This is a genomic window from Nostoc sp. ChiSLP03a (assembly GCF_034531215.2).
In the GTDB taxonomy this organism is placed as follows: Bacteria; Cyanobacteriota; Cyanobacteriia; order Cyanobacteriales; family Nostocaceae; genus Nostoc.
Map to the genome: position 1 here is coordinate 1 of NZ_JAVRBQ020000128.1, position 25,122 is coordinate 25,122.

General features: G+C 40.6%; 25 protein-coding genes and 2 pseudogenes. 15 read left to right on the forward strand and 12 right to left on the reverse strand.

Going from position 1 to position 25,122, the window contains the following annotated elements; genetic code table 11:
• From RMY32_RS21050 to RMY32_RS21060, 3 genes and pseudogenes are all read right to left on the reverse strand, one after another.
• Positions 1-139: pseudogene (locus RMY32_RS21050) on the reverse strand (IS630 family transposase); the annotation flags it as partial.
• Positions 76-1,269 carry an MFS transporter gene (locus RMY32_RS21055; RefSeq protein ID WP_322710476.1) on the reverse strand — a complete coding sequence of 398 codons (1,194 nt, stop codon included), beginning with the start codon at positions 1,267-1,269 and terminating at the stop codon, positions 76-78. The gene RMY32_RS21055 and the pseudogene RMY32_RS21050, both read right to left, overlap by 64 nt.
• Before the next feature lie 881 nt (positions 1,270-2,150).
• On the reverse strand, positions 2,151-2,333 hold the full coding sequence (locus RMY32_RS21060; RefSeq protein ID WP_322710478.1) for a hypothetical protein: 183 nt from the start codon (positions 2,331-2,333) through the stop codon (positions 2,151-2,153).
• Between the two features lie 527 nt (positions 2,334-2,860).
• On the opposite strand from RMY32_RS21060, the gene RMY32_RS21065 reads away from it, so the two are divergent.
• The gene (locus RMY32_RS21065; protein ID WP_322710479.1) at positions 2,861-3,841 is read left to right on the forward strand and encodes an aldo/keto reductase; all 981 of its coding nucleotides are present in this window, start codon (positions 2,861-2,863) and stop codon (positions 3,839-3,841) included.
• Between the two features lie 170 nt (positions 3,842-4,011).
• On the opposite strand, the gene RMY32_RS21070 is transcribed toward RMY32_RS21065, so the two are convergent.
• The gene (locus RMY32_RS21070) at positions 4,012-4,233 is read right to left on the reverse strand and encodes a hypothetical protein (protein ID WP_322710481.1); all 222 of its coding nucleotides are present in this window, start codon (positions 4,231-4,233) and stop codon (positions 4,012-4,014) included.
• Positions 4,234-4,240: 7 nt separating this feature from the next.
• On the opposite strand from RMY32_RS21070, the gene RMY32_RS21075 reads away from it, so the two are divergent.
• The 5 genes and pseudogenes from RMY32_RS21075 to RMY32_RS21095 all read left to right on the forward strand — a co-directional run.
• Entirely contained in the window at positions 4,241-4,741 is a 501-nt protein-coding gene (locus RMY32_RS21075; RefSeq protein ID WP_322710482.1) for a DUF4174 domain-containing protein, read from the forward strand.
• Between the two features lie 408 nt (positions 4,742-5,149).
• Entirely contained in the window at positions 5,150-5,422 is a 273-nt protein-coding gene (locus RMY32_RS21080) for a GlsB/YeaQ/YmgE family stress response membrane protein (RefSeq protein ID WP_104909288.1), read from the forward strand.
• A gap of 1,164 nt (positions 5,423-6,586) precedes the next feature.
• Positions 6,587-7,285, forward strand: coding sequence for a hypothetical protein (locus RMY32_RS21085; protein WP_322710484.1), 699 nt, complete (start codon positions 6,587-6,589; stop codon positions 7,283-7,285).
• Positions 7,286-7,413: 128 nt separating this feature from the next.
• Entirely contained in the window at positions 7,414-8,790 is a 1,377-nt protein-coding gene (locus RMY32_RS21090; protein ID WP_322710485.1) for a hypothetical protein, read from the forward strand.
• Positions 8,791-8,870: 80 nt separating this feature from the next.
• Positions 8,871-9,068, forward strand: a pseudogene (locus RMY32_RS21095) (macrolide ABC transporter ATP-binding protein); the annotation flags it as partial.
• A 66-nt stretch (positions 9,069-9,134) separates the two neighbouring features.
• Here RMY32_RS21095 and RMY32_RS21100 read toward each other — a convergent pair.
• The 4 genes from RMY32_RS21100 to RMY32_RS21115 all read right to left on the reverse strand — a co-directional run bounded on the left by RMY32_RS21100 (position 9,135) and on the right by RMY32_RS21115 (position 13,781).
• Entirely contained in the window at positions 9,135-9,695 is a 561-nt protein-coding gene (locus RMY32_RS21100) for a 3'-5' exonuclease (RefSeq protein ID WP_322710487.1), read from the reverse strand.
• Positions 9,696-9,876: 181 nt separating this feature from the next.
• Positions 9,877-10,311 (reverse strand): hypothetical protein, encoded by a 435-nt coding sequence (locus RMY32_RS21105; protein WP_322710504.1) that lies wholly within the window; start codon positions 10,309-10,311, stop codon positions 9,877-9,879.
• A 125-nt stretch (positions 10,312-10,436) separates the two neighbouring features.
• On the reverse strand, positions 10,437-11,699 hold the full coding sequence (locus tag RMY32_RS21110; protein WP_322710488.1) for a sensor histidine kinase: 1,263 nt from the start codon (positions 11,697-11,699) through the stop codon (positions 10,437-10,439).
• 171 nt (positions 11,700-11,870) lie between these two features.
• A complete protein-coding gene (locus tag RMY32_RS21115) occupies positions 11,871-13,781 on the reverse strand; it encodes an ATP-binding protein (protein WP_322710489.1) in 1,911 nt (636 codons plus the stop codon).
• 469 nt (positions 13,782-14,250) lie between these two features.
• Between RMY32_RS21115 and petN the strand changes: the two genes are divergently transcribed.
• The 3 genes from petN to RMY32_RS21130 all read left to right on the forward strand — a co-directional run bounded on the left by petN (position 14,251) and on the right by RMY32_RS21130 (position 17,802).
• The gene (gene petN / locus RMY32_RS21120; protein ID WP_017322509.1) at positions 14,251-14,340 is read left to right on the forward strand and encodes a cytochrome b6-f complex subunit PetN; all 90 of its coding nucleotides are present in this window, start codon (positions 14,251-14,253) and stop codon (positions 14,338-14,340) included.
• A gap of 7 nt (positions 14,341-14,347) precedes the next feature.
• Positions 14,348-14,509: a hypothetical protein gene (locus tag RMY32_RS21125; protein WP_094350864.1), complete on the forward strand. Its 162-nt coding sequence runs from the start codon at positions 14,348-14,350 to the stop codon at positions 14,507-14,509.
• A gap of 152 nt (positions 14,510-14,661) precedes the next feature.
• Positions 14,662-17,802 (forward strand): GAF domain-containing protein, encoded by a 3,141-nt coding sequence (locus RMY32_RS21130; protein WP_322710490.1) that lies wholly within the window; start codon positions 14,662-14,664, stop codon positions 17,800-17,802.
• Positions 17,803-17,844: 42 nt separating this feature from the next.
• Here RMY32_RS21130 and RMY32_RS21135 read toward each other — a convergent pair whose 3' ends face one another.
• The gene (locus tag RMY32_RS21135; protein ID WP_322710491.1) at positions 17,845-17,970 is read right to left on the reverse strand and encodes a hypothetical protein; all 126 of its coding nucleotides are present in this window, start codon (positions 17,968-17,970) and stop codon (positions 17,845-17,847) included.
• Between the two features lie 421 nt (positions 17,971-18,391).
• Here RMY32_RS21135 and RMY32_RS21140 point away from each other — a divergent pair, with 421 nt between their 5' ends.
• Together RMY32_RS21140 and RMY32_RS21145 are read left to right on the forward strand one after the other, a co-directional pair.
• The gene (locus tag RMY32_RS21140) at positions 18,392-18,691 is read left to right on the forward strand and encodes an HNH endonuclease signature motif containing protein (RefSeq protein WP_322710492.1); all 300 of its coding nucleotides are present in this window, start codon (positions 18,392-18,394) and stop codon (positions 18,689-18,691) included.
• Between the two features lie 62 nt (positions 18,692-18,753).
• The gene (locus RMY32_RS21145) at positions 18,754-19,476 is read left to right on the forward strand and encodes a hypothetical protein (RefSeq protein ID WP_322710493.1); all 723 of its coding nucleotides are present in this window, start codon (positions 18,754-18,756) and stop codon (positions 19,474-19,476) included.
• A gap of 137 nt (positions 19,477-19,613) precedes the next feature.
• On the opposite strand, the gene RMY32_RS21150 is transcribed toward RMY32_RS21145, so the two are convergent.
• From RMY32_RS21150 to RMY32_RS21160, 3 genes are all read right to left on the reverse strand, one after another.
• Positions 19,614-21,020 carry an NAD(P)(+) transhydrogenase (Re/Si-specific) subunit beta gene (locus tag RMY32_RS21150; protein ID WP_322710494.1) on the reverse strand — a complete coding sequence of 469 codons (1,407 nt, stop codon included), beginning with the start codon at positions 21,018-21,020 and terminating at the stop codon, positions 19,614-19,616.
• A complete protein-coding gene (locus RMY32_RS21155; RefSeq protein ID WP_322710495.1) occupies positions 21,017-21,310 on the reverse strand; it encodes an NAD(P) transhydrogenase subunit alpha in 294 nt (97 codons plus the stop codon). Before RMY32_RS21155 ends, RMY32_RS21150 begins: the two co-directional genes overlap by 4 nt.
• A 123-nt stretch (positions 21,311-21,433) precedes the next feature.
• Positions 21,434-22,606, reverse strand: coding sequence for a Re/Si-specific NAD(P)(+) transhydrogenase subunit alpha (locus tag RMY32_RS21160; protein WP_322710505.1), 1,173 nt, complete (start codon positions 22,604-22,606; stop codon positions 21,434-21,436).
• Positions 22,607-23,422: 816 nt separating this feature from the next.
• Between RMY32_RS21160 and RMY32_RS21165 the strand changes: the two genes are divergently transcribed.
• The 4 genes from RMY32_RS21165 to RMY32_RS21180 all read left to right on the forward strand — a co-directional run bounded on the left by RMY32_RS21165 (position 23,423) and on the right by RMY32_RS21180 (position 25,004).
• Positions 23,423-23,935, forward strand: coding sequence for a DUF2808 domain-containing protein (locus RMY32_RS21165; RefSeq protein WP_322670945.1), 513 nt, complete (start codon positions 23,423-23,425; stop codon positions 23,933-23,935).
• Positions 23,936-24,041: 106 nt separating this feature from the next.
• Positions 24,042-24,176, forward strand: a complete 135-nt coding sequence (rpmH, locus tag RMY32_RS21170) for a 50S ribosomal protein L34 (RefSeq protein WP_099102484.1) — start codon at positions 24,042-24,044, stop codon at positions 24,174-24,176.
• Between the two features lie 26 nt (positions 24,177-24,202).
• Positions 24,203-24,625 (forward strand): ribonuclease P protein component, encoded by a 423-nt coding sequence (gene rnpA / locus RMY32_RS21175; RefSeq protein ID WP_322710496.1) that lies wholly within the window; start codon positions 24,203-24,205, stop codon positions 24,623-24,625.
• Positions 24,612-25,004: a PH domain-containing protein gene (locus RMY32_RS21180; protein WP_322688581.1), complete on the forward strand. Its 393-nt coding sequence runs from the start codon at positions 24,612-24,614 to the stop codon at positions 25,002-25,004. The genes rnpA and RMY32_RS21180 overlap by 14 nt, the downstream gene beginning before the upstream one ends.
• Positions 25,005-25,122: the final 118 nt, after the last annotated feature.

Consider the following 25,122-nt stretch of genomic DNA (forward strand, 5'->3'; position numbering starts at 1 on the left):
TCGTAAAGGGAGCAAATAACTGACCATTACATAAAGCGGCGATCATATTAATCCGTCCTTGTCTTCTGCCACTTTTTAGAGCATAAAAGCGCTTCCCTCTTTGATTCCAGCCATAGCTATAATCTTCTCTACTATCCATCCACCCAGTAGGGGAGCAAGGATAGTGGCAGGAGCAATAAGGGTATTACCAAGACCAATATAGGCTGGTCGTTGATCTTGGTTGCCAAACTCTAAGGTCATTACCGCAGCAATATTTTGCAGAGCCATCATACCTATTCCTTCTCCTATAAATACCAAGTAAAACCAGTTTGCATTGGGTGCTAAACAAGCAAAAATCGAACTGAATGCACAGGCGACACAACCAATTTGTAAAATTAACTTGCAACCTGTGCGATCGCCTAACCAACCCAAAACCAATCCAGCAATAGTTTGTGTAACCATCAATAGAGTCGTAATTAACCCAACAGAAACTTCTCCCATCCCATATTGATGTACGGCATAGAGTGTATAGAAGGGAAGTGGCATCAGTGCTAACTGTGAGATCATACGTGCAATCGCAAAGCAACGGAAATTCTCATCACACCGGAGAATTACACCCAGAGTGTCCCAAAATTCACGTCTAGTTTCAAAGGCTGATGATGTGGTATTTACTGGCTCTCGCGTCCTAGACATAAAAAACCAAGATAAAGTCATTGCCAAACTGGCACACAAAAAACACAGAGCAAAGTTAAATGGTTGAGCAATTTCCTTAAGTAGTAAACCAGCGATCGCAGCACCACAAATACTCATCAAATTACCAGATGCTGCTAAAGTACCGTAAAAAATACCAAGCTTTCTGGAAGGAACAATTTTAGCAATCATGCTTTGCCAAGCAGTGGCGCTAAACCCACCGCCTAGCCCTTGCCAAATGAGTATGGCAAATGTCAAAAGTAAGATAGTTTGGTGATTGAGTTCTAGTTGTAATAAAGCCACCAGTGCTAATCCCAAAAAAGGAAGCTTATGATGAATTGTCAACGACATTACAGTTGGTTTATAACACTGTAGGCGAGCTACTTTACTAACTGTTAATAGCTGAGGTAATTGCCAGCCTAAGCGTGGAATAGCTGGAATCAGACCGATAAGCAATGCAGAATCGGTAAGAGTGCTAACAAATAGTGGAATAATCGTGAAAAATGAAGCAAAACCACTCCCAAAACCAAAAAATCCACTTTCAATAACATTGACAGTAAAGTTATGGCGAAGGTCTTTTTGAATTTCCGAATTAAGCATTTTTATAGATATTGTCAGTTTGGTGATTTATTCCCTTTTGGGAAACTCAGACTGCATTTTGAACAGGTTTATCTGCTTTTTGTAGATACTTAGAAATTACCTAAGTACCTACAAAAATCTGAGTTCCATAAATTGTTCCCAAATGTTGTACTTAAATCACCGTTGAAAAATATTTTTGTAAAATATCCCAATTTTTGATGGTGAGCCTGACTGCAACACAGTCCTGGGTTAGTGGCAGGTCTCGGTTAACCTTGAAGTGGTGCGTGATTGGCAAGCGGTGTAGATTATGCCTTCACAAAGCTCACACCTATTAATCACAGAGATGACTTGACAATAAAATAGTTAAAGCATAGGCGTAGATCGTTGTAGACATCGCCTAAAGTTATTGATAAAGTTTGATTTGAAGCTGGATTCTTTGGGTTGGGCCGAAGGAAAACTGGAAGTGTGTCTATTAGTTTGTTGGGGACTTCCAAATAAAAAAATATACAACTTTTATTGTGGGGTAGGCGACACGAGAGCCTAGTTCATTGGGCGGACAAGATGTCCACCCCACAAGAGTGGATAATTTATTTCTTGGTAATCCCTTGACCGACAGGAGCCATCGAGTTACGCACTTTTCTGTCAGAGATGGGAATGCCTACTATTTCAAGCATTTTTGCTATTTCTAAAATTTGAAACTCCCTGGATGAAGCAGGTGCTTCACAGGAATCAGTCCGTTATAACTAATAGCTGCTTTAACCAAAAGAGTAGGTCAGCAATCAATTATTAGTTACAACGGACTGATTAATTAACTAGGTTAATAGTCGTCAATTCACTTGCAATTCATCTCATCACCTGCTTATTAGATAGTTGATGAGATGAATTGCTGTATTAGCTAAGTTCTAAGTAGATGAGTTTGAACGTTCTATTTGCTGACGAACGGTATCAATAGAAGCATTAAGACCAGCCAGTTTAGACTCTAAATCATCTCGTAGCCAAATCAAGAATTTTAATTTCCGCTCTAAGCTAGCTTTGTGCGAAATGGGTTCGCTTCCATAACATGGATTACCCCAAAAAGGAAACATAGTTTACCTCTGAATTTAACTTTTGTAAGAGTGCAATATCTCGCACTACTATATTCTGACTAATCACAATCAGACTGGTGTATGTAACAACCGACCATTATTGTGCGTGCTTAACGAACTTTTGCTAAAAGTGAACAAGTTGAAGTGACGATACTATATTCAAAGGTTCTGGCAATTTGGCATTACAACTGTGTATTTTGCAGTTTAAATGAGATATCAACAGAACAGAACAACCACAAATCGCCAGTTGTTGACCTAAAGCTGTAAAAGAACTCAACAGCTAATTTACAGCGTTTGGTCATCGCTTCTCTACAACTGGCTAGTAATTGACTAGAAAATACATAATAAATGTGCGTAAACTAGAAAGCTCTCTGAACACGGCTGGTAAAATCGAATGTCAATTACCCGCAAATCAACGTACTTTTATCAGTAAATACTTCTAATAATAGATGACTTGGTGAAAGGGAAAGGGATAATGCTGAAAGGTGTCATATTCTAAGACCAATTACTGAGTAGGAAATTATTTTATGAGAACCAGAAAGCTAGGGAAACTTGGGTTAGAAGTTTCAACTATCGGACTTGGTTGTATGGGAATGTCTGAGTTCTATAGCGGTCGTGATGAAACTGAGGCGATCGCGACAATTCACCGGGCATTAGAACTTGGAGTTAATTTTCTTGATACTGCTGATATGTATGGGCCGTTTACCAACGAACAATTAGTAGGCAGAGCAATTAAAGATCGCCGAGATCGAGTAGTTTTAGCAACTAAATTTGGTAATGTCCGTACTGAAGATGGTGGTTTTAAAGGGGTTAATGGCAGACCAGAATATGTCCATCAAGCTTGCGATGCCTCGTTAAAACGTCTGGGAGTGGAAGTAATTGACCTCTATTATCAACATCGAGTAGATCCAACTGTCCCCATTGAAGATACTATCGGGGCAATGGCAGAGTTAGTCAAGCTGGGAAAAGTTCGTTATTTAGGGCTTTCGGAAGCTGCCCCAGCGACGATTCGACGGGCTGTAGCAGTTCACCCGATTACTGCACTGCAAACAGAATACTCTCTTTGGAGTCGAGAGCCAGAGGATGAAATTTTACCTACCGTGCGAGAATTAGGAATTGGGTTTGTTCCCTATAGCCCATTAGGAAGAGGATTTTTATCAGGTGCGATCGCTAGTCCTGACGATCTTGCACCTGATGACTATCGCAGAAATTCTCCTCGCTTTCAAGGTGAGAATTTTTATAAAAACCTGCAATTAGTAGAGCAAGTCAAAGCGATCGCCAGCGAAAAAGGAGTAACTTCTAGTCAGCTTGCTTTAGCATGGCTACTCACTCAAGGAGAAGATATTGTCCCAATCCCTGGTACAAAACGCCGTACTTACTTGGAGGAGAATATTGCAGCTACCGAAATTACCCTAACTGAACAAGAGTTGCATCGACTGGAAACAGTTGCACCAAAAAATGTGGCAGCTGGCGATCGCTATCCTGACATGAGTACTGTTAACCGTTGATCTATCTGAAAAGCTGGAGTATTTTTGCAAATTCCGCTTTCGATGCACAAGCAAATATTATCGCAGCTTAACAAAGTAATCACCCAGAATTTTCAGAGGAAATGTCAAAAGTAGCGTAGGCGCAGCCCGTCGTAGACATCGCTATATCGGCTACATACTTGGTTACTAATTCAATCATCTGGAAACTGCCAGCACGAGATATATTCAATATCTTTGCTGCCGCATTTACTACAAACTGCATCCATCACAGAATCCACCCATTCATCGCTGCAACTACGACAATGACAGAAAATGTTATTGCGGTTAGCCATTTCAATACCTTGATGCCACTGTTGTAGTTGAGAAGAGTCTGTCCAAGCTTCTGACATTTCATCAAACCTCGTTCGTGTCATTGTCATTATGAGCCTAACAAGCCCCGAAGTGAATAACTCAGTATTAATTACTCTGGCGATCGCCGCATCTATAGCCCTATCACCTGTTAGTATTGCTGGTACTGTCCAAGGTTCAACCCATACGATCAAAATGTCTTCATTTAACCTCAGTTCCCAAAAATGGCAAAATCGAGTGCTGCTACTCTTTGCACCATCTGTTGATAACCATAACTATCAGCAACAGATGCAGTTATTTAACCAGCAACAAAACGATTTTAAAGATCGAGATTTAGTTCTCGTTCAAGTTTTGGCAACAGATAAAAGCTATGCCAACGGACAGTTAATAGATGAGTCTTCTGCTGCCAATTTGCGAAATCGCTTTGGGGTTAATAAAGAAAATTTTCGCGTCATTTTGATCGGCAAAGATGGTAGTGTTAAGCGCCAAGAAACTACACCAGTGCAAGCGACAGCAATTTTTGAGCAAATTGACGCTATGCCAATGCGTCAGCGAGAAATGCAAGAACGATAAATTGGTACAACATTTGGTTTTTTTGTTTTACATTCATGCAAGTACTGGTAATTACTCTTTACTCCAAATGTTATGCCAATCCTTAAGCACAAACCTCTTAAGCGCTAGAATTCTACAAGTTCCTACAAAAGTAGCTGCTTTCAAACCTGAGCTTAATTCTTCAAGTAGATGAGAACAATTATTAAAAAGGTATATACTGCAATTATCAAGCAATAAATTTATTAGTTCCTGGTTTTATACCTACTAGGAACTTTTTTATTATCCATTTCAATTAAGAGAGTTCATCATGAGAAGTAATAGCGTTCATCCTCAAGGCTATCGATCATTGCTTCTGTTGATAGATTGAATGTCAATATTTGGATTGCTATTGTGTATTTGTCACTAAAAAACGTTTATCAAATAAAAACAATGAATATTCTTGCTTGGATTGTTTTAGGTCTAATTGCTGGTGCGATCGCAAAGGCTATCTACCCCGGTCATCAAGGCGGCGGAATTTTAGCAACAATTTTATTAGGAATCGTTGGTGCTTTTATTGGTGGTAGTTTGGGTGTATTCTTCAGTACAGGAAGCTTTGCTCTAGCGGCTCCCTCTTTGAGTATTCCCGGTATTGCAGTAGCAGTTCTGGGTGCTATTGTTGCAGTCTTCTTGTGGAATGCGTTAACTAGCCGCAGTGCTTTGTAATAAATTAAATTGAATTAACTAATTTAGAACTTACGTACTTTTTGTCTTAACTGTCAATGCGTAAGTTCTATTTATCAACAATTATTGACAGAATTTGTCGCTTGTTATGCTGATAGCCTCAACATTATTTAGATTGATAATGTTGAGGCTATGATTTTATTTTAGATGCCCTATTTGTCGCAAATATTTTTTTAATTGGTATTAGAGAAGTCGTAAATATCTGCCTTACAGGCTTATAAGGTCTGTGGCAACAACAGCAATAGCGTGCTAAATCGCAAATTTTATACTTATAATCTAACTTAACTTTGTTTGGTGCATAGGCGTAGACCATCATAAACATCGCCTAGTAAGGTAAGTAAACACTTGGGTTAGCGATCGCAATCTATTCTTTATACGTATTTATCTAAACCAAAGTTATAATTGATACATAATAATATCAGTTTACACACTGCGATTATTTAATAATTTCATACTAGTAGTGTGTAGCATAGATTAAGCTTGCCTTTTACTTATTTGCTATGAGATTTAATGAAGAGGTAGTTGCGATTCATAGTGTACAACTTTGACAACTGTCCACAATACTGTTGCATGTCTCAAGCTCATGGTAATATTATTTTACTGTCAGGGAGATATTATTTATACATCAATTTGTAACCATGCTGAAAGAGCTAGTTAGATGCGCTACCTTCAAAAAACAAAAAATTATTCAACCTACCCAGGAAATCAACAAAAGCCCTAACGTGCAAAGCACAGAGCTTTTTAAACTCTGCTTATATAAGGTACTAAAGAGCTAACTAAAGCTCTTTTTTAGGAATCATCATAGCCAGCGAGAAAGGCATAAAACCTTCTTAAGATGGCAAAAAATTAAACAAGAGTAAATAGAAAAGTTTTGACGCAATGTCAATAGTTTTTTGTATATGTAAAAATATCAAAAAGCCTAATTTATCTTGCCAATAAGATATTAACATTGTGTGTTTTATTTAGATATTGATTCTCTTTGTGCTTAGTTACCTAGATATAAAAGTCCTATTTGATTAGTGAAAACTTAAGCCACCTCAATCAAATCAGGCAAACACTTAAATTTAACAAATAGGACTGCTAGCTCGATCTCGATCTAGTAAAAATTCGATTATTCACAAAGTCACTAAGAGTAACAGGAAAAACATGAATATCATAGTTCGTTTGTTTGGAGCGATCGTTCTCCAAGTGTCTGCGTTGGCTGCAATGTCTAGCATGGCAATGTCTGATGACAAGCCCTTTCGCGTCAATACCCAACAGACTCCTGCTGTTTATCCACAGAAAACAACACAGCCCTTTCGCGTCAATACCCAACAGACTTCTGCTGTTTATCCACAGAAAACAACACAGAGGATTTGCTCTTTAGATCCCATTGAAGATTTATTACCTCCACCACAAACTAAGACAAGTAATTCTTTGCTTTCTTACCTTGCTGAACAGGGTTTTACACAAAATAAAGAGGGTTCCTGGGTCTGTTATGCCAACGATCCTAAAAAAGAAGGACGTTACTTTACTTTATTTAAGGTCAAACAAGTTAATAGCAGGCTAATAGCAAGTTCTTTTCTAGATGAAGGTAGTCTAATTCAAGGTCAGGAAAATCGTAGCTTGGACTTCTTTATGATGCTGATTGAGCATCATACGAATACTACTAAAGAGAACCGTCAAGGTATACGTAGATATCTACAAGCCTTCGTTTCCTTGGTCAAAGAAGGGAAGATCAAACCTACACGTCGTGGGTATCTTTTTGACCAACCAAACCAGGCGATGGTCTTATATCACACACTCTCATCAGGAAACCTTAAAGGTACGGGAATCACGATCAATATTTATTTACCTAAGAGTTGAATTGGGGACTGGGGACTGGGGACTGGGGAATAAGAAATAAATATTTAGGAATACTTTCTCATTACCCAATACCCAATACCCAGTCCCCAATACCCAAGTAAATTGCTGTCGTTTAGTGGAGGTGCATCTTGTCTAGATCAATTGTTCAAAGAATTGCGACGCCGTTCGCGGAGCGTCTCGTAGAGAAGGTAGTTCGCTTTACAGCGATCGCATTTTCATCTGTTGCAGTAGTAGTCACTACGACGTGTCAGTCTGGTTTTGCACAGCTAAATGTTGGACGCTATGGCATCCAACAAGGATTGGAGTCTGAGTATCTCCAGTACCAACTTAATAACCAGAATTTGAGCCAAATGCGAGTCATTCCTGGATGTGATGTGGGATTTGGTCTGACCTGCAATAAAACTGGATCGGTAATCCAACGATTAGTGGAGTTAAACAATGGGACTAGTTATCAAAACCTTCTGATCCGAGCAGCCGGTGGGGAAAAAAACTTCCAGAATTTCGCTAGCTTCTACGGCAATAATCCTAATCTCTCTGCGGTGCCTTACGCCTCATTTTGGAGAAATGCATCTCCCGCAATCATGGATGGATCTCAATACCTTCTTGGACAATCTTTTGGTCGCAATCCAGTAGAAGGACTCGGACTTGTAACCAAGCAGTTCTACTGGGCACCATACTCAGGAGTCAATGACTCGGTTAGCCTGCGTAATGGATTACTAGACCTGAAATTGTCATACGGACGACTGCTTTTTGAAGAGGCCTCAAAAATTTCTAATATTCAAGAGCAGATTCAGTCTCTAGGTCTTTCGCCAGAGATGACAAATTTTTATTTAAATAGAATCTCTACAGGCTTGGATGCGTTGAATTCTGGAGATCAGAACCAACTCCAACAGAAGATTTTTGAAGTACTATCCTTTCCATACTCTGAAGAAGGTGGGGAACTAGGACGCCCCAACAATGCGATTCCAGCGGAATTTAATCAGCTTTTAGGAGAAGATATCGCAGGAGATACTTTGCTAAGTAACAATCCACTAGCCTTGGATGGAGAAACAATAGCTTTTGATGCTTTCCCTGGCTCTACGGGAGATGTCTTAGTACCAGACAGTTCTAATTCCTTTCCACTTTGGCCAATAATCGGCGTTGGGGGTCTTGGTTTAATTCTGCTTTTACTACTGAGTGGCGATAATTCTTCAGCTCAAACACCTACACCTGTTTCTTCAGTTCAAGCACCTACACCTGTTCCTTCAACTCAACCACCTACACCTGTTCCTCCAGAAAATGTACCTTTGTCTCTCACCAATAAAGGTGAATGCGATCTGACTCCCAGTGGTAATGGTTCTAATCACACACAAATCGTTGAGATTCCGTGTAATGTTACTCCTCAAACCCCCACGGAAGTGAAGAAGGTAGTGGAGCCATCAACGATCAAAGCGCTTGTATTGCTAATTGTTCTACTATGGATAGTCGGTAACAAACACCGAACTTTAAAAATCCGTCATTCGTAATTATTTTACATAAAGGGATTTAGCAAAGAGTTAGAGCAAAACAGCAACAGCGAGTAGCGTAGGCGTAGCCCGCCGCAGGCATCGCCCGCGCCCTGGTTAATCGCCCTGCACTTGTTCTAGCAGACGAACCCACTGGAGCGTTAGACAGTGAAACCTCTCAGGAAGTGATGGATTTGTTGACTGAGTTAAATAGTCAAGGCATCACGATTGTCATTATTACTCATGAACCGGATGTCGCCGAGCAAACTAATCGGATCGTTCATGTTAAAGATGGTTGAGCTGAAGAAGTAACAAAAAAGTTATTAACTAAGTAGGTTGGCATAATAAAACCAAACTATTTTAGCTTAGTTTTTTTTGTTTTTCATCTGTCTGTAAATAGCTGCAATATTGCGGGCATCATCAATGCCACGATGATGTGTACCTTTTAATTCTATCCCCAACTCATTGAGAGCTTGTGCCATGCCAAATTTTTTAGATACGCCAAGATATTTAGAAAATTCCTCTTTGATATTTATGTGTTCTGAGGTAAAAGGATAAGGAAAATTATGAAACGCGCAATCTTGAATAAATTGGTTTTTGTCGTAATTACCCCAAGAACAAAAAATATAGTTAGGAAATAAATTAATCCATTCTTTAAAGCGAGAAATTGCTTCTAAAAATTTTGGCGCTTCGTCAACATCTTGCTGGCGAATACTAGTCAATTCGGTGCAAAAAGTTGTCAGTTGCGGATGTCTCACCGGTTGGATGAATTGCTGAAACTCTGCATCAATTTCCCACGTTGTTCGATTGAGCATCACTGCACCGATTTCAATGATTTCCATTTGGTGACGTGGAATAGTTTTACTGTTACAGCACGTGGCTTCCAAATCGACTATCAGATAATAGTGGGATCTTTTATTATTCATATTAGATTGATAATTAGTACTAGTAATACTTTATACTTTGCGTTTAAAATTACATCTTTTTGTAGTAATGTTGTGTACATTGCACTACAAAACATGATGTTTACAGTAGCTTTGCTTTTTTCATTTATCTAAACCACAACCTTCTGTATAGGCTTACAGGTAGCTGTAGGATTACAGAAATTTAGATTGATGAAAAAGGTTTAATCCAACTCAATTGAATAGCGAAATCAAGAGCGATCGCAGCCAGCGCAAACCATAACAAACTTTCTGCCGCCAACACCAAAAAAGGCCAAATTGTGCTGTGGGAATTCCATCCAAGTTCTATCTGAGTTAATCCGCGCACCAAGCCAAAGGCTAACACGCCACCAGCTTTGAGTTGAGGATTTCGATCGGAGCGGATGATATAGCGGTAGGTGACACCAAATAGGAAACCAGTAAAAATGGCAACTGCACCACTCACCAACAAGCGCCAGTTAACATCACTTTGCAGACATACAAGTGTCTGAAAATACTTTGCCAGTACGAAAGTATTCAACAGACTAGCGATCGCAAAAGCCAAACACACAGAGAATCCCCCAATTATTCCAGCTTTGAGGGATTCTATGCGTTCTGCCATTAATTGAGGATCTAAAATTGAGTTCACTCTATATAGAAGTTAAGGATTAGGTATTAAGGAAATTTTTCCTTACTCTCCAGTATGATAAATGCTTGAGCAGCTTTGTCATTAATTAAATATCGCTCTCAAGTAGGAATTTTGATGATAAATTCGGTTCCCATACCAGGTTGAGAATTCACGTCTAATATACCTTTATGTTTTTCTACAATAATTTGATATGCGATCGACAAGCCAAGTCCGGTACCTTTGCCAACAGTTTTTGTCGTAAACAACGGCTCAAACAAGCGTTTTTTCAGCCGTTCAGGAATACCAATCCCATTGTCAGCAATCCAAATTATAACCAATTGTTCAGAATCTATTTCTGTGGTAATTTTAATCTGAGGAATTATATTGCTGATTTTGCCTTCCATTATAGCTTCATCAAGGGCATCAATTGCATTTGCGAGAATGTTCATAAATACTTGATTCATCTGCCCTAGATAACATTTAACCTGTGGTAATTCTCCATAATTTTTAATTACTTCAATGCGGGGACGATCGCTATTAGCATTGAGGCGGTGTTGCAAAATCATTAGCGTACTATCTATTCCTTGATGTAAATCAGCAGATATTTTGGCATCGCTATCCGAGCGACAGAAACTGCGGAGTGAACTAGAAAGGTTGCGAATTCGTTCGCTTCCTATGTGGAGTGAGTTCAATATTTTTCTCATATCTTCGAGAACAAAATTTAGATCCAAATTATCAATAGTTTTGGTAATTTTGGCTGTTGGATTTGGATACTCTTGTTCATATAGTAGAAGCAACTCGGTTACTGCTGCAATATATTCTTGCAAGGGTGGAATATTGCTGGAAATAAAGTTGATCGGGTTATTGATTTCATGGCCAATACCAGCGATTAATTCTCCGAGTGTTGATAGTTTCTCTTGCTGTACTAATTGGACTTGGGCTTTTTGCAAAGCCCTGGTGCGATCGCTAACTTGTTGTTCCAAAGATTCAGTCAATTGTTTGAGTTGTAAATGTACGCGTACTCTTGCAATCACTTCTTCTTGGGCAAATGGTTTCGGGATATAGTCAACTGCACCAAGGGAAAATCCCTTCGTTTTGCTTTCTGTATCCGCTAAGGCAGTAGTGAAAATAATCGGAATGTTTTGGGTAACAGGATTGGCTTTGAGGCGGCGACAAGTTTCAAATCCGTCAATACCTGGCATTTGTACATCCAGCAAAATCAACTCTGGTTGATTGCGTTCGGCTTGGGCGATCGCACTTTCTCCATCGACTGCAACCCGAAAACGAAAACCCTCACTATTAAGCGCTTCACACAGGAGAGATAAATTTGTGGGATTATCATCCACAATCAAAATAAATCCGGTATCTGAGGTCTTAAGCATGATGAATTAACAATTGAAATTTAACTCAAATTAATTGGTATATTGTTGAATAAAAGAATTCATGAGCCAGAATTCAGAATTCAGAATGGGCTAAACGCCCCGCTATCGCTAACAGAATGAAATTAGCATAACTAGTTAGTAACTAGTCTTGAAATGCTTTTACAGTTCGTCTCATTTTTTCTGACTACTGAGTTCTGACTCTTTAATACTAACAATAAAAGTTTCCAAACGTTTGAGTTGGAAATTACTAGCAAGCTGGACGATTTTCTGGACAAAAATGCTTAAATGCTCATCAGATTTAGAAAGTTCTTCAGCCAGTTCCAAAACTTGTTGAATATCACCGTCTTGTGTCAGTTCGAGTAAATCTTGTAAAACCTCTTTGGCAGGATAAATCATTTCATTTGGTCGATCCAAATCATCTGGATCGATTTTTTTGATTTCATCTACCTTAACGTCAAAAATCCATTCCAGTTGCAAAAATTGTCGTAGCATTTCCAGTAACGTTTCAGCTTCTACAGGCTTTGGTAGAAATGCATTTGCACCTACATCAATACTCTTGTACTGGTCGGCTGCAAACACACTAGCTGAGGAAGCGATAACAGCAATCTCTTTGAATTGCTCATACTGACGCAAACGATCAATCAACTCAAATCCACTCAATATAGGCATCACTAAGTCAGTGATAATCAAGTCTGGTTTGTGAGCTAGAGCCTTTTCCCATCCTTCCTGACCCTGACTAGCTTCTACAACAGTAAACCCAACTGGCTCTAGTAAATTTATAATTACCGAGCGATTTTCCCATTTGTCATCGGCAATCAGAATGGTGCGGTTTTGTCCTTGATAACCAATAATGGTTCCTTGTTCAACCACTCTAGAAACTTTTGCCCAGTCTTTAGATTCTGGAAATTCTGCCTCAAACCAGAAAGTACTTCCTTTGCCAAATTCACTTTGTACTTGAATTTGACCACCCATCAACAAAACAATGTTTTGGCTGATTGCTAATCCCAAGCCTGTACCTTCAGATTGTCGTTTTTGATTTCCTACTTGTTCAAAAGGCTGAAAGATTTTCTGCGCTTGTTCAGCGATTATCCCGGCACCAGTATCTATTACCTCAAAACGAATTTTGTAGTTAGTTTTTCCATTAGTATTTAATTGTTGATTAATGACCTTAACTTTGAAGGTGACACTGCCTTCATTAGTAAATTTAATCGCATTACTAAGCAAGTTAATCAGTACTTGCCGCAAGCGTTTTTCATCAGTATGAATGCCCGTTGGTAAATCAGGATCGAGTTGGATGTGAAATGCGATGACCTTTTGTTCTGCCCGAATGCGGGAAATTTCAGTCACGCTATCTATAAAGGCAGGTAAGTAGAAATCAACAGAATACAATTCTAGTTTCCGGGCTTCTATTTTGGAGAGATCCAGAACATCATTAATTAGGGTTAAAAGATGAGAACCACATTGATAAATGATGCTGACTCCTTTACGTCCTTTCTCACTCAAAGATTCTGTGCGTTGAAGAATTTGTGTATAGCCCAAAATCCCGTTAAGAGGTGTGCGTAGTTCATGGCTCATATTGGCAAGAAATTCACTCTTGGCTTGGCTGGAGTTTTGAGCAACTTCTTCTGCAAGGCGTAATTCTTTTTCGATGCGCTTGCGCTCGACAATTTCAGTTGAAAGCGCTCGATTAATAACTTTTAATTGAGCAGGACTAGGTAGTGTCAGAGCTTCAGGCATGAGATAAAATAACGCAAATGCCGTATATATTGAAATAATGGCAGTTAAAGCTTTTAAACTACCTGCAACCCAATAATTTGGATGCCAAAGCGTCCAAATATCCATCAAGTGTCCAGTACCACAAGCAATGATAAAAGCACCAAATAATAAAAAGACTCCATTAAAAGGAACGTCTTTACGCTTAGAAATAAAGTAAATCAGTAGGAAGGGAATAGAATAATAGGCTAGAGCGATCGTGGCATCAGAAATAATGTGCAGCCATACTAATCCAGTTTGCCAAAGATAACAATGTCCGTGGGGAACAAAACCGTTGGAGTGGAAAGGATAGTTGAAAAATGTCGGCATGATATTAGGGGTTGCTGGATTGAAAATATATACCCATAGCCCTAGTATTCCCAAAAGTATCAAGTCAGAAAGCGCGATCGCTACTTTTTTATATTCGTGTTTATCGTTGCTTAAAGTATTAACGTATCAAGAAAAGTTGGTGTCTTTTTTGTGTAGGCGTACCCCATCGTAGACATCACACGCAAAACTTACAATCTGATTGAAAAAAAATCTCAGCCAGCCCAATCCTTGTATGATAAGTATTAGAAACCTTTTGTAATTATTTGAAAAGTGGGACTATGGAGATTTGTTTATCGTTGCTTAAAGTACTAACGTATCAAGAAAAGTTGGTGTCTTTTTTGTGTAAACGTACCTTGTCGTAAATATCACACGCAAAAGTTACAATCTGATTGATAAAAAAATCTCAGCCTGCCTAATCCCTGTATGATAAGTATTAGAAACCTTTTGTAATTATTTGAAAAGTGGGACTATGGAGATTTTGACACTAGGTTGGGTAGCGTTGTTAGTTGTGTTTACTTGGTCAATTGCAATGGTAGTGTGGGGACGTAACGGACTATAGAGGCATTGTGGAAAGTCCATTCTTGAGTATTTTGGCTTTATTTGCTGTAGTGCTGCTCGTAGTAGTCACTGGTGGTATTGGTTATTTAACCCTGGCGGATTGGCGCGATCGCCGTCGCCGAGATGAAGAGAAACGCACCACCCGCAGCGCCACTCCCAAGCGGCGATAGTTTTCTGGTAATTGAAAATCTTTTTGTAGGGACGCGATTGTATCGCGTCCCTACATTGTTTTTATGACATTCCCAGGGAATAATTGTTAACTTTGCGATCGCAACGGGAATCATTAAATAGAAGACTTTCAATATTTAAAGTCCCACTGGGAATGGAAAACTCCTCTACTACTCAATCCATACAACCAAATTCAGAACGGCAAGAATCTTATTCAGATGTAACATGCTCCTTGCGTCAGAATGAGCAACAAAAAGCCTTATCTAGAGTTATTGCCCGCATTCGGGAGTCTCTAGACATAGAAACTATTTTCAAAATTACAGTCACTGAAGTCCGCCAACTTCTGAAAAGCGATCGGGTTAGCGTGTTTCGTTTTTATCCTGATTTGGCATGGGAAGGAGAATTTCTTTATGAAGATGTGGCAACCGAATGGGATTCGGCATTAGCAGCTAAACTGCGCGACCACTGCTTTAGTGAGGAGTTCGCAGAACTTTATCAGCAAGGTCGAATTAGAGCAATAACTGATATTTATCAAGTTAATGCCAGTGATTGCTATATCCAGATTCTGGAAAAATTCCAAGTACGTGCCAGTATAATTGCCCCCTTGATCAAAGGTAAAGATTTATGGGGATTGTTGTGTATTCATCAGTGTGGTAATCCTCGACAATGGGAAGCATCAGAAATTGAGTTTGTGCAATTAATTGCCGAACATCTAGGAGTTGCTTTACAGCAAGCAGATTTTCTAGAACAAGTCAAACTACAATCAGCAGAACTAGCACAAGCAAAAGCTAGAGAAAAAGCGGCTCAATGGCAGAAAACTATAGCTATCACCATTGAGAAAATTCGCCAGTCCTTAGATTTGGAAATCATTTTCCACACAACCACCGCAGAACTTAGGCAGCTGCTTAATGTCGATCGCGTCGCTATCTATCGGTTCAATCCCGATTGGAGTGGTGAATTCGTGTTTGAATCAGTGGCAGAGGGTTGGGTTTCCCTCATAGATCAACAGTCGCAACGCCCGGAATTGAAAGATAACGTCAGCGAATGTAGTGCCAAAGATTTAGCTAAACCTCCAGCCGCTGATACCTATTTACAAGATACAGAGGGTGGGAACTTCACTCAGTGTGAAGTGTACCGAATTTGTAATGATATTTACAATTCAGGCTTTAGTGACTGCTACATTAAAATTTTAGAGATATATCAAGCAAAAGCTTATGCGATCGTTGCTATTTACCACGGTCAAAAGCTCTGGGGCTTGCTAGCAGCATACCAAAATGCTGAAACCCGTGATTGGCAAAAAGATGAGGTTTACTTGCTTACCCAAGTTGGCACCCAACTAGGTGTGGCTTTACAGCAAGCGGAATTTATCCAACAAATGCAGATTCAAGCAGCAGATATCAGCAAAGCTGCTGAAAGGCAAAGAGCGTTGGCGCACACAGTAGAAAAAATTCGTCAGTCTCTTGAAATTGAAGCCATATTTAAAACCACTACTCAAGAAGTTCGTCGGTTATTAGAAGTGGAACGAGTCGCAATTTATCGCTTCTATCCTGATTGGAGTGGGGAATTTGTGGCTGATTCCATAGTTGATGGCTGGACACCAATGGTTAAACCGCAGCCTGTGACAGAAGGCGTTCTTGTGCAAGGAAAACAAGCGGGTAAGTATGCACGTAATGAAGTTTTTGTACCAATTTCTCAGGGTGAAAAGCTGTGGGGATTGCTAGTAGCTTATCAAAACTCCCAGCCCCGCTATTGGCAAGATGAAGAAATCAACTTGCTAGCCCAAGTTGGCGTTCAATTGGGGGTAGCATTACAGCAAGCTGAATCCTTGACACAGATGCAGGTACAAGCCCAAAAACTGGCTAAAGCCGCCGAACGAGAACGGAAAGCAGCCGAAAGACAGAAGGCCTTAGCTGCAACAGTGGAGAAAATCCGCCACTCTCTTGATATTGACACCATTTTTGCGACCAGTACAGAAGAAGTCCGACGGCTATTGGAAGTTGACCGAGTGACAATCTATCGATTCGGGACTGATTGGAGTGGCAAATTTGTTGCTGAGTCTTTAGCCGAAGGTTGGACACCAGTAAAGGAAATTGTACCTGCAATGTCTACGACGGGCTACGCCTATGCAAGTAATTACTTGCAAGAAACCCAAGGCGGGGATTTTGCTAATGGTAAAACTCTTGTTATTAAGGATATTTACAGCATCGATGATTCTATTCCTTATATTGCCCTGATTGAACTCATGGAGGCTAGGGCATATATGATTGTGCCGATTTTTCAGGGTGAGAAACTTTGGGGATTGCTAGCAGCTTATCAAAATATCAAACCCCGTGATTGGCAAGAAGATGAAGTAGATTTGTTGATGCAAATTGGTACTCAGTTAGGCGTAGGACTTCAGCAAGCGGAATTATTAGAACAAACTCAATGTCAAAAAGAAGAACTGACCCAGACTCTGAAGGAATTACAGGACACTCAGAGTCAGTTAATTCAAAGTGAAAAAATGGCAGGTTTAGGGCAGTTAGTTGCTGGTGTAGCACATGAAATTAATAACCCGATTAGTTTCATTTATGGGAATATCACTTATGTTACTGAACATACCGAAAATTTATTTAAATTACTGCGCCTTTATCAGAAACAGTATTCTAAAGCAACAGGAGAAATTCAAAAGCAAGTAGCAGCACTAGATTTAGATTTCATTAATGATGACTTGCCCAAAATTCTGGCTTCAATGAAGATGGGTGCAGAGCGGATCTCTCAATTAGTCTTGTCGTTACGAAGTTTTTCTCGACTTGACGAAGCAGGAATGAAGCCCGTTGACCTTCATGAAGGTATCGACAGTACTTTGCTAATTTTACAACATCGACTGCAACCAGAAACTAATTCTTTTGCGATTGAGGTAGTTAAACAATATGGTGAATTGCCCCCGGTAGTCTGCTATGCAGCCCAGATGAATCAGGTATTTATGAATATTCTCAACAATGCGATCGATGTACTGGAGAACTCAGCAACTAGTGGAAAAATAATTGGCAATCCTAAAATTTGGATACGTACAGAAGTTATAGAAGGAAATGCTATTCTGATTTGCATTACTGACAATGGTTGTGGCATTCCAGAGATTGTGCGATCGCGCATTTTTGAACCTTTCTTTACCACCAAACAACCTGGACAAGGTACTGGCTTGGGGTTATCTATTAGTTACCAAATTATTGTAGAAAAACACTGCGGTACTATCAAATGTGTTTCTGAACCTGGCAAAGGTTGTGAGTTCTGGATAGAAATCCCGATCAAACGATAGTTAGTTAAAAAAGAAATCAGGCGATGCCTTCTCTATGAGAGGCTACGCTTTTTTTAACGAACCATTCCACCAGGCGCAGAGGACATAGAGGAAAAAGAGAGCGATCGCACTGTGGGGATTTTTCAGGCGATCGCTATTTTTAACGAACCACAGAGTCGCAGAGAACATAGAGGGAAGAAGAGAGCGATCGCTCTTTTTAACGAACCTTTCTAGGCACAGAGAACACAGAGGAAGAGATAGCGATCGCCTTTTTTAACGAACCTTTCTAGGCGCAGAGGACACAGAGGAACAGGAGGAGCGATCGCTTTCTTATTTCACCGCAAAGATGCATAGGAAGAAAAGAGCGATCACACTGTAGAGATTTTGCAGGCGATCGCTCTTTTTAACGAACCACAGAGACACAGAGAACACTGAGGAAGAAAAGGAGCGATCGCTCTTTTTAACGAATCACAGAGGTGCAGAGAACATAGAGGAAGGAGAGGGAGATCGCACAATGGAGATTTTGGAGGCGATCGCTTTTTTTACCAATCTGTTTCAGTACAAACATACTATAATTTATAAACTAACTCTAATAAGGAGAAACTACAATATGTTCGGTAGTGTAAGTCCTAACCATTATTCCTTGGCACTGGCGTATCAAGCGGCTCAAAATGCCGTCAAATTAACTAAAATTCAAGCAGTATGGGAAAAGGGTTTTATTCTTCAAAATCGCGATCCAAGGGTCTGGCGAGAAGATGAATTTGGAAGATTGATAAATAGAGATGAGTATGGAAATCGTCAATCTACTCATGGATGGGAAATTGATCACATAATACCAAAATCTCAAGGAGGTAACGATCATATTTCCAACTTGCGTCCGCTACAATGGTATGTCAATCTTATTAGGTAACAAGTTAGGTTGCCTATGATTATGCTGAACTAAAATAATTATTTACTATATCATCTCAAATAATGGCTAAAACACCTAAGTCTGGAAGATGTGTACATTGTCTACAAAATGTGGATAATTTGACGCGGGATCATGTTTTCCCTTCTGCTTGGTATCCAGATACTACTCCAGAAAATTTACAAAGATGGACAATTCCATCGTGTAAAAAATGCAATGAGGAATATGGCAGATTGGAAGAGGATCTACTTTTGAGACTAGGTATGTGTATTGATCCTGAAGATGCAAAGTCAAGCGGAATTACAGATAAGGTATTGCGTTCAATAGATCCAGACTATGCAAATGATAGAACAGAAAAGCAAACAAGAGAAAGAAAAAGAAATAAGATAAAAAAAGAAATAGTTAAATGGGAAGCAATCCCACCTATAGGTTTACATCCAAACTTTGGAGTACAAAAAAATGTTTACTATCCAGAATATCTATCTATTCCAATATCAGCCGATAAATTAGAACGTTTGTGTCATAAGATAGTTCGTGGTCTAACTTATTTTGTTGATCAGACTTTTATAGAAAGCGATTTTGAGATTCAATTTTTTACTATAGATGATAAAGCTGCTCAAACCATACTAAAAAAATATCAAGAACATTTGGAGACATATGATCGTCCAGGTATTAAAGTAGTACGTGCTATGACAAGTGACAATCCAGATGCTGGTTTTTATGCTATAGAAATCTGGGGCAGATTAAAAATGTACGCTGTAATCAAGCCAAAGAAACTATCATACTGAATGCTATAAATAGTTTATGCAGGATAAACATTCCTTTATTTTTACTAAAAAACTTGCCTTAAGAATATAACATCCCCAAGGCAAGCCAACTCTCTAATTTTTTCTATCTTCGCGCCCTTTGCGCCCTTCGCGGTTTGTTAAAGTTGCTTCACTTCAGAAACCAACTTTGCCACCATATCTTTAGCACTACCAAAAAGCATCGTCGTTTTATCCTTGTAGAACAACTCATTATCGACACCGGCAAAACCCGTACTCATCCCGCGCTTAATCACAATCGTCTGCTTCGCCCGATCTACTTCCAAAATCGGCATACCATAAATTGGGCTACTTGCATCACTCCGCGCTGCCGGATTTACCACATCATTTGCCCCAATTACCAAAGCCACATCCGCTTGTTCAAACTGGGGATTAATATCATCCATGTCGTACAACTGGGTATAAGCCACATTTGCCTCTGCTAGCAACACATTCATGTGTCCCGGCATTCTCCCAGCAACAGGGTGAATGGCATACTTGACATCAACGCCCATTTTTTCTAACTGATCTGACAATTCCCGGACGCTATGTTGCGCTTGGGCAACTGCCATACCATAACCAGGCACAATTACCACAGAACGGGCATAACCCAACATCATCGCCCCTTCTTCGGGATCGATACTGCGGACAGTTTGATCGGTTGCACCACCACCAGCAGCACCACCGCCAGAAGTAGATCCTGTACCAAAAGCGCTGAACAGCACACTGAAGAGAGAGCGGTTCATCGCCTTACACATAATCTCGGTGAGGATTAAGCCAGATGCTCCTACCAAAGCCCCAGCGATGATTAACATATTGTTCATCACCACGAAACCAGCCGCCGCAGCCGCCACACCTGACAAGGAGTTCAACAGCGAGATTACCACTGGCATATCGCCGCCACCAATGGGGATGACGAACATCACACCCAACACTAAGGAAACAGCTACCACTCCCAAGAATATAGGTAAGCTATCTGGTGTGATGATTAAATAAGCACTGCCTACCAAATAAGCACCCAGAAGTAAGAGGTTAAATGGTTGCTGGAAAGGAAATGTAATCGGAGAACCGCTAATTAAACCTTGCAATTTAGCAAAGGCTAAAAAACTACCTGTGAAGGTAACACCACCGATTAACACGTCCAATAGCATGGAAATGTTCACATCTAGAGGTACGGGTGCGCCAGAATCCAATAATCGCCAGAATTCGGCAACGGCGACTAATGCTGAAGCCGCACCACCCAAACCGTTGAGTAAACCCACCATTTGGGGCATTTCCGTCATTTGGACTTTGTAGGCAACGATCGCCCCAATTCCCGATCCAATTGCCAAGCCCAATAATATCATCTCGTAGTTCAACACGTGCCGATCTAGCATTGTCGCTACAATTGCTAGCAGCATTCCCACAGATGCAACCACATTACCGTTTCGCGCTGTAGCTGGTGAACCCAGCTTTTTCAAACCAAAAATGAATAAGGATGCAGCGACTAAATATGTCAGCTGAATGCCAGTTGGTAAAAAGTCGCTCACGCCTTAATCTCCTTTTTCTTGAACATTTGCAGCATTCTATCTGTGACGAGAAAGCCACCTACAACGTTGACTGTAGCTAGTACTACAGCAATTAAACCGAGAATTACTGACACGCTTGTGTCTCTAGCACCTGAAGCTACTATTGCCCCAAGTACCGAAATGCCAGAAATTGCATTTGAGCCTGACATTAGGGGCGTGTGGAGAGTCGGTGGTATTTTGTTGATAACTTCAAAGCCGATAAAAGATGCCAAAACGAATACAAACAAAGCAGCAAGTAATGCCTCTGTCATGAAATCAAAACTCCTTGTATAAATGGGCATTGGGCATTGGGCATGGGGCATGGGGCATTGGGCATTATTTGTTATTCTTCTCCTGCTCCTCTGCCTTCCCTTATCTCCTTCATCTCCCATTCCCTAATTAACCGCTGGTTGTTGAGTATTCGATGCTTGTAGCGCATCCCGCACTCGTTGATTGCGAATTTCACCAGCGTGGGTAACGCAAGCTGCATCAACGATGTCGTCACCAAAGTCTACCTGTAAAGCTTTGTCTTTAATTAGCAGTTGCATCAATGAAGTTACGTTCTTGGCATACAATTGGCTGGCGTGAATTGGCATCGATGATGGAAGATTGATGGGGCCGATAATTGTCACGCCGTTCCATACAATATCTTTTCCGGGTTCTGTGCAGGCGCAGTTACCACCCTGATCAGCAGCCAAATCCACAATTACTGAACCAGGTTTCATTTGTGCCACCATTTCTTCTGTAACTAGCCGTGGTGCTTGTTTCCCAGGAACTTGGGCAGTGGTAATTACCACATCAGAATTTTTGACGTGTTCGGCGACAACTTCTTGGGTACGTTGTTTGCTAGCCTCGGAAATTTCCTTGGCGTAACCGCCAGCAGCAACGGTTTCTTCGTCTAATTTGACTTCAACGAATTTTGCCCCTAAGCTTTGCACTTCTTCTTTAACGGCGGGACGAATATCAAAGGCTTCTACCACTGCTCCCAAACGTCTAGCGGTGGCGATCGCTTGCAATCCGGCTACACCAGCGCCCATAATAAATACTTTCGCTGGAGCGATCGTGCCTGCGGCTGTGGTTAACATCGGAAAATATTTCGGTAACGCCGCGGCGGCAATTAATACTGCTTTGTAACCGGCTAATGAAGCTTGCGAGGACAAAGCATCCATACTTTGCGCCCTGGTGGTACGGGGGATCATCTCCATACTCAAAGCTGTGACTTTCCGATTTGCTAGTTGCTGCGCCACAACAGGATTTCCCAAGGGATTGAGGAAACTGACTAATACAGCCCCTTCCTTTAACAAATCAACTTCTGAGCGTCCATCTTCTCGTTCTTGCGGTGGACTTACTTTCAGCAGAATATCTGTTTCACCCCATAATTTGGCAGTATCGCTGATTATTGTGGCTCCTGCTGCTTCATAGTCAGGATCGCTAAAAAATGAGCGTTCTCCTGCACCCGCTTCTACCCACACTTCCAAACCTTGTTTTACCAATCGGGCAACGGTGTCAGGAATTAATGCCACACGACGTTCACAAACTTCAATTTCTTTAGCAACTGCTATTCTCATGAAATCTCCTGAAGATAAATACTTAATCTCTGCCAAGTAAGCGATTGTCCAGATGATGGGTGTCCCGCACTCATAGTACTTAGGCAGGAACATCAGTCATGAATTTTACTTGTAGATTGAACCTTGAATCTTTCCTCTCCCACTCTTTGCTCTCTAGACAAAGCCTCATTTTTTTGTAAAGTTCTGAGCGGAGGTTCCCTCCAATCGGACTTTTTGCTTTGCCGCTCGCAGATGTCATATTTTCAGATAGTTGCAAACAGGGTTATGTATTGCACATCCTAAATTGATTCCCAAATTTTGCATCTTTATCTTTAGGTTGTTTTCGGGATTGAGAAATTTTGGTATTCCTTTCTTATAGAGTAATATTGACCGAATTTTGAAAGCTTGATAATTTCCCAATCAAATTTTAATGATTGCGACTTCGATTCCAATCCAACTTATTTTAATCAATTTAGCCCAACTTAACTGGCGATCGCTGATGGCACACCTCAATTTTTATAACAAAATTCTCAAATTTAGATACACTTATACATATTTAGAAACACAATCCAACCCCCAACTGTGTTTATATCTAGTTCCAATTTGACCCAATATAGCCATCAAATCATGGCTATATAAGGGTAATGAAGTAAATTTACTATACGTTTGTTTTAATACTAAGTAATTTTACTATTGCCTAAACATCAGGCAGGATGGCACTTTTTTTGGAAATTAAACGTCCATTGTCGAGAAGCCAGTAGTAAAGTTTAGTAAAGAATACTAACACACAGTTATTTTTAGATCACAGATTTATATTTTCGTAGAGGAAGCCCGATTATGCGACGTTTACTTTCTGCTTTAGCCGTGACTAGCTTTTTGGTTACTGGATTACCAGCCTTGACTTGGGCGCAAAGCTTACCTGGATTTACACTGTTTAGCGGCGTCAAACAAGAAAATCAGCTACCCTTCCGATTAGATTTTGGCGGACAAGCTAATGGTTGGGATCGATACATATTAAAGATTCCAGCCAAAAGAATGAAATTGGCAGTTGGTCAATTTGCCATTACCTACCCTGATTATTACAAAGGAACTTTTGACCAGAAAAAAATTGAAGTCCGAGTCAAAGGCAAAGCAGTTCCGCTTTCTGAGGTGAAATGGGACAAAGAAGGTAAACTGATCAATATTTTTCCTCAAGATCCAGTACCAGCAGGTAGCCCAGTCGAAGTGGTGTTATCTAACGTGAAAAACCCATCCTTCGGCGGAGTTTACTATTTTAACTGTCAAGTGCTTTCCCCTGGCGATGTACCACTACTGCGCTATATGGGAACATGGATTTTGAGTATTACTTAAGAATAGGGAGTAGAGATATAACCAATCGACGATTCCCAATTCCCTAACAAAGTGATATGATTAGAGATTGTGAGTTTTTATAAAAATCACTTAAGAGGAGAAGAGTATGAAAAGAACACTGGGCGGTACTAGCCGTAAGAGAAAAAGAACCTCTGGTTTTCGCGCCAGGATGCGGACACCAGACGGCAGAAACGTGATTAGCGCCAGAAGAAAAAAGGGCCGTCACCGTCTGAGTGTTTAGCACAGATCGAACGATAAAGAGCATCTGTGGCTTTGCCTAAAACACATCGGCTAAAATCCCGCAAGGATTTCCAGGCAGTTTTCCGAGAAGGAATTCGGCGTCATGGCTCTTATTTAACATTGAGAGCCTTAAAGCCCTTATGTTCAACGAAACCTTCTTTGGACACTGCCACCCAGACTACACAAGCAACTGACTTAAAGCTCCTTGCTAGCACGCGGATTGGTATTTCAATTAGCACAAAAGTCAGCAAAAGGGCAGTGGTTCGCAACCGAATCAAACGGCAAATTACTGCTGCTTTATATAATCTGCTGCCAAAATTATCACCAGGATGGCGGCTAGTATTCATTGTCAAACCCACAGCAGCAGAATCTAAGTGCGTAAGCCCACAATTTCTGCAAGAATTAGAGCAGTTGTTGGCACAAGCTGAGGTGTTCGATGGGAATTCGTGAAGATGTTTATTATGAAGGTGGCCCCCATGTTGGGGATTTAATTGTCAACCTGCTGATTGGGCTAACCATTGTCGGGCTACCATTAGCAGTCGGGGCAATTGTCAGGGCCTTGTGGCTGCGTTTCCGCATCACCGATCGCCGAATTACTGTTACCGGAGGTTGGCAGGGACGCGATCGCACTGACGTAATTTACTCAGAAATTGTCAAAATCGTCAAAGTTCCCCGTGGCATAGGCTTTTGGGGAGATATGGCGATCACCCTAAAAAACGGCAGTCGTCTGGAATTGCGTGCAATTCCCAAGTTTCGCGAAGTTTATGACTACATAAACGAAAGAATTGCTGCGAAAAATCCCGAATTTAGCGCTCCTGCCAACAAGTGATGAGAGTAGGGGGAGATTAGGGAGATGGAAGTATCAAAGCCCAATCCCCAGTCCCCAGTCCCCAGTCCCCATTTATAATGTGCGGCTATCCGTAGCGAAAGATAGTCGCCTACAATTC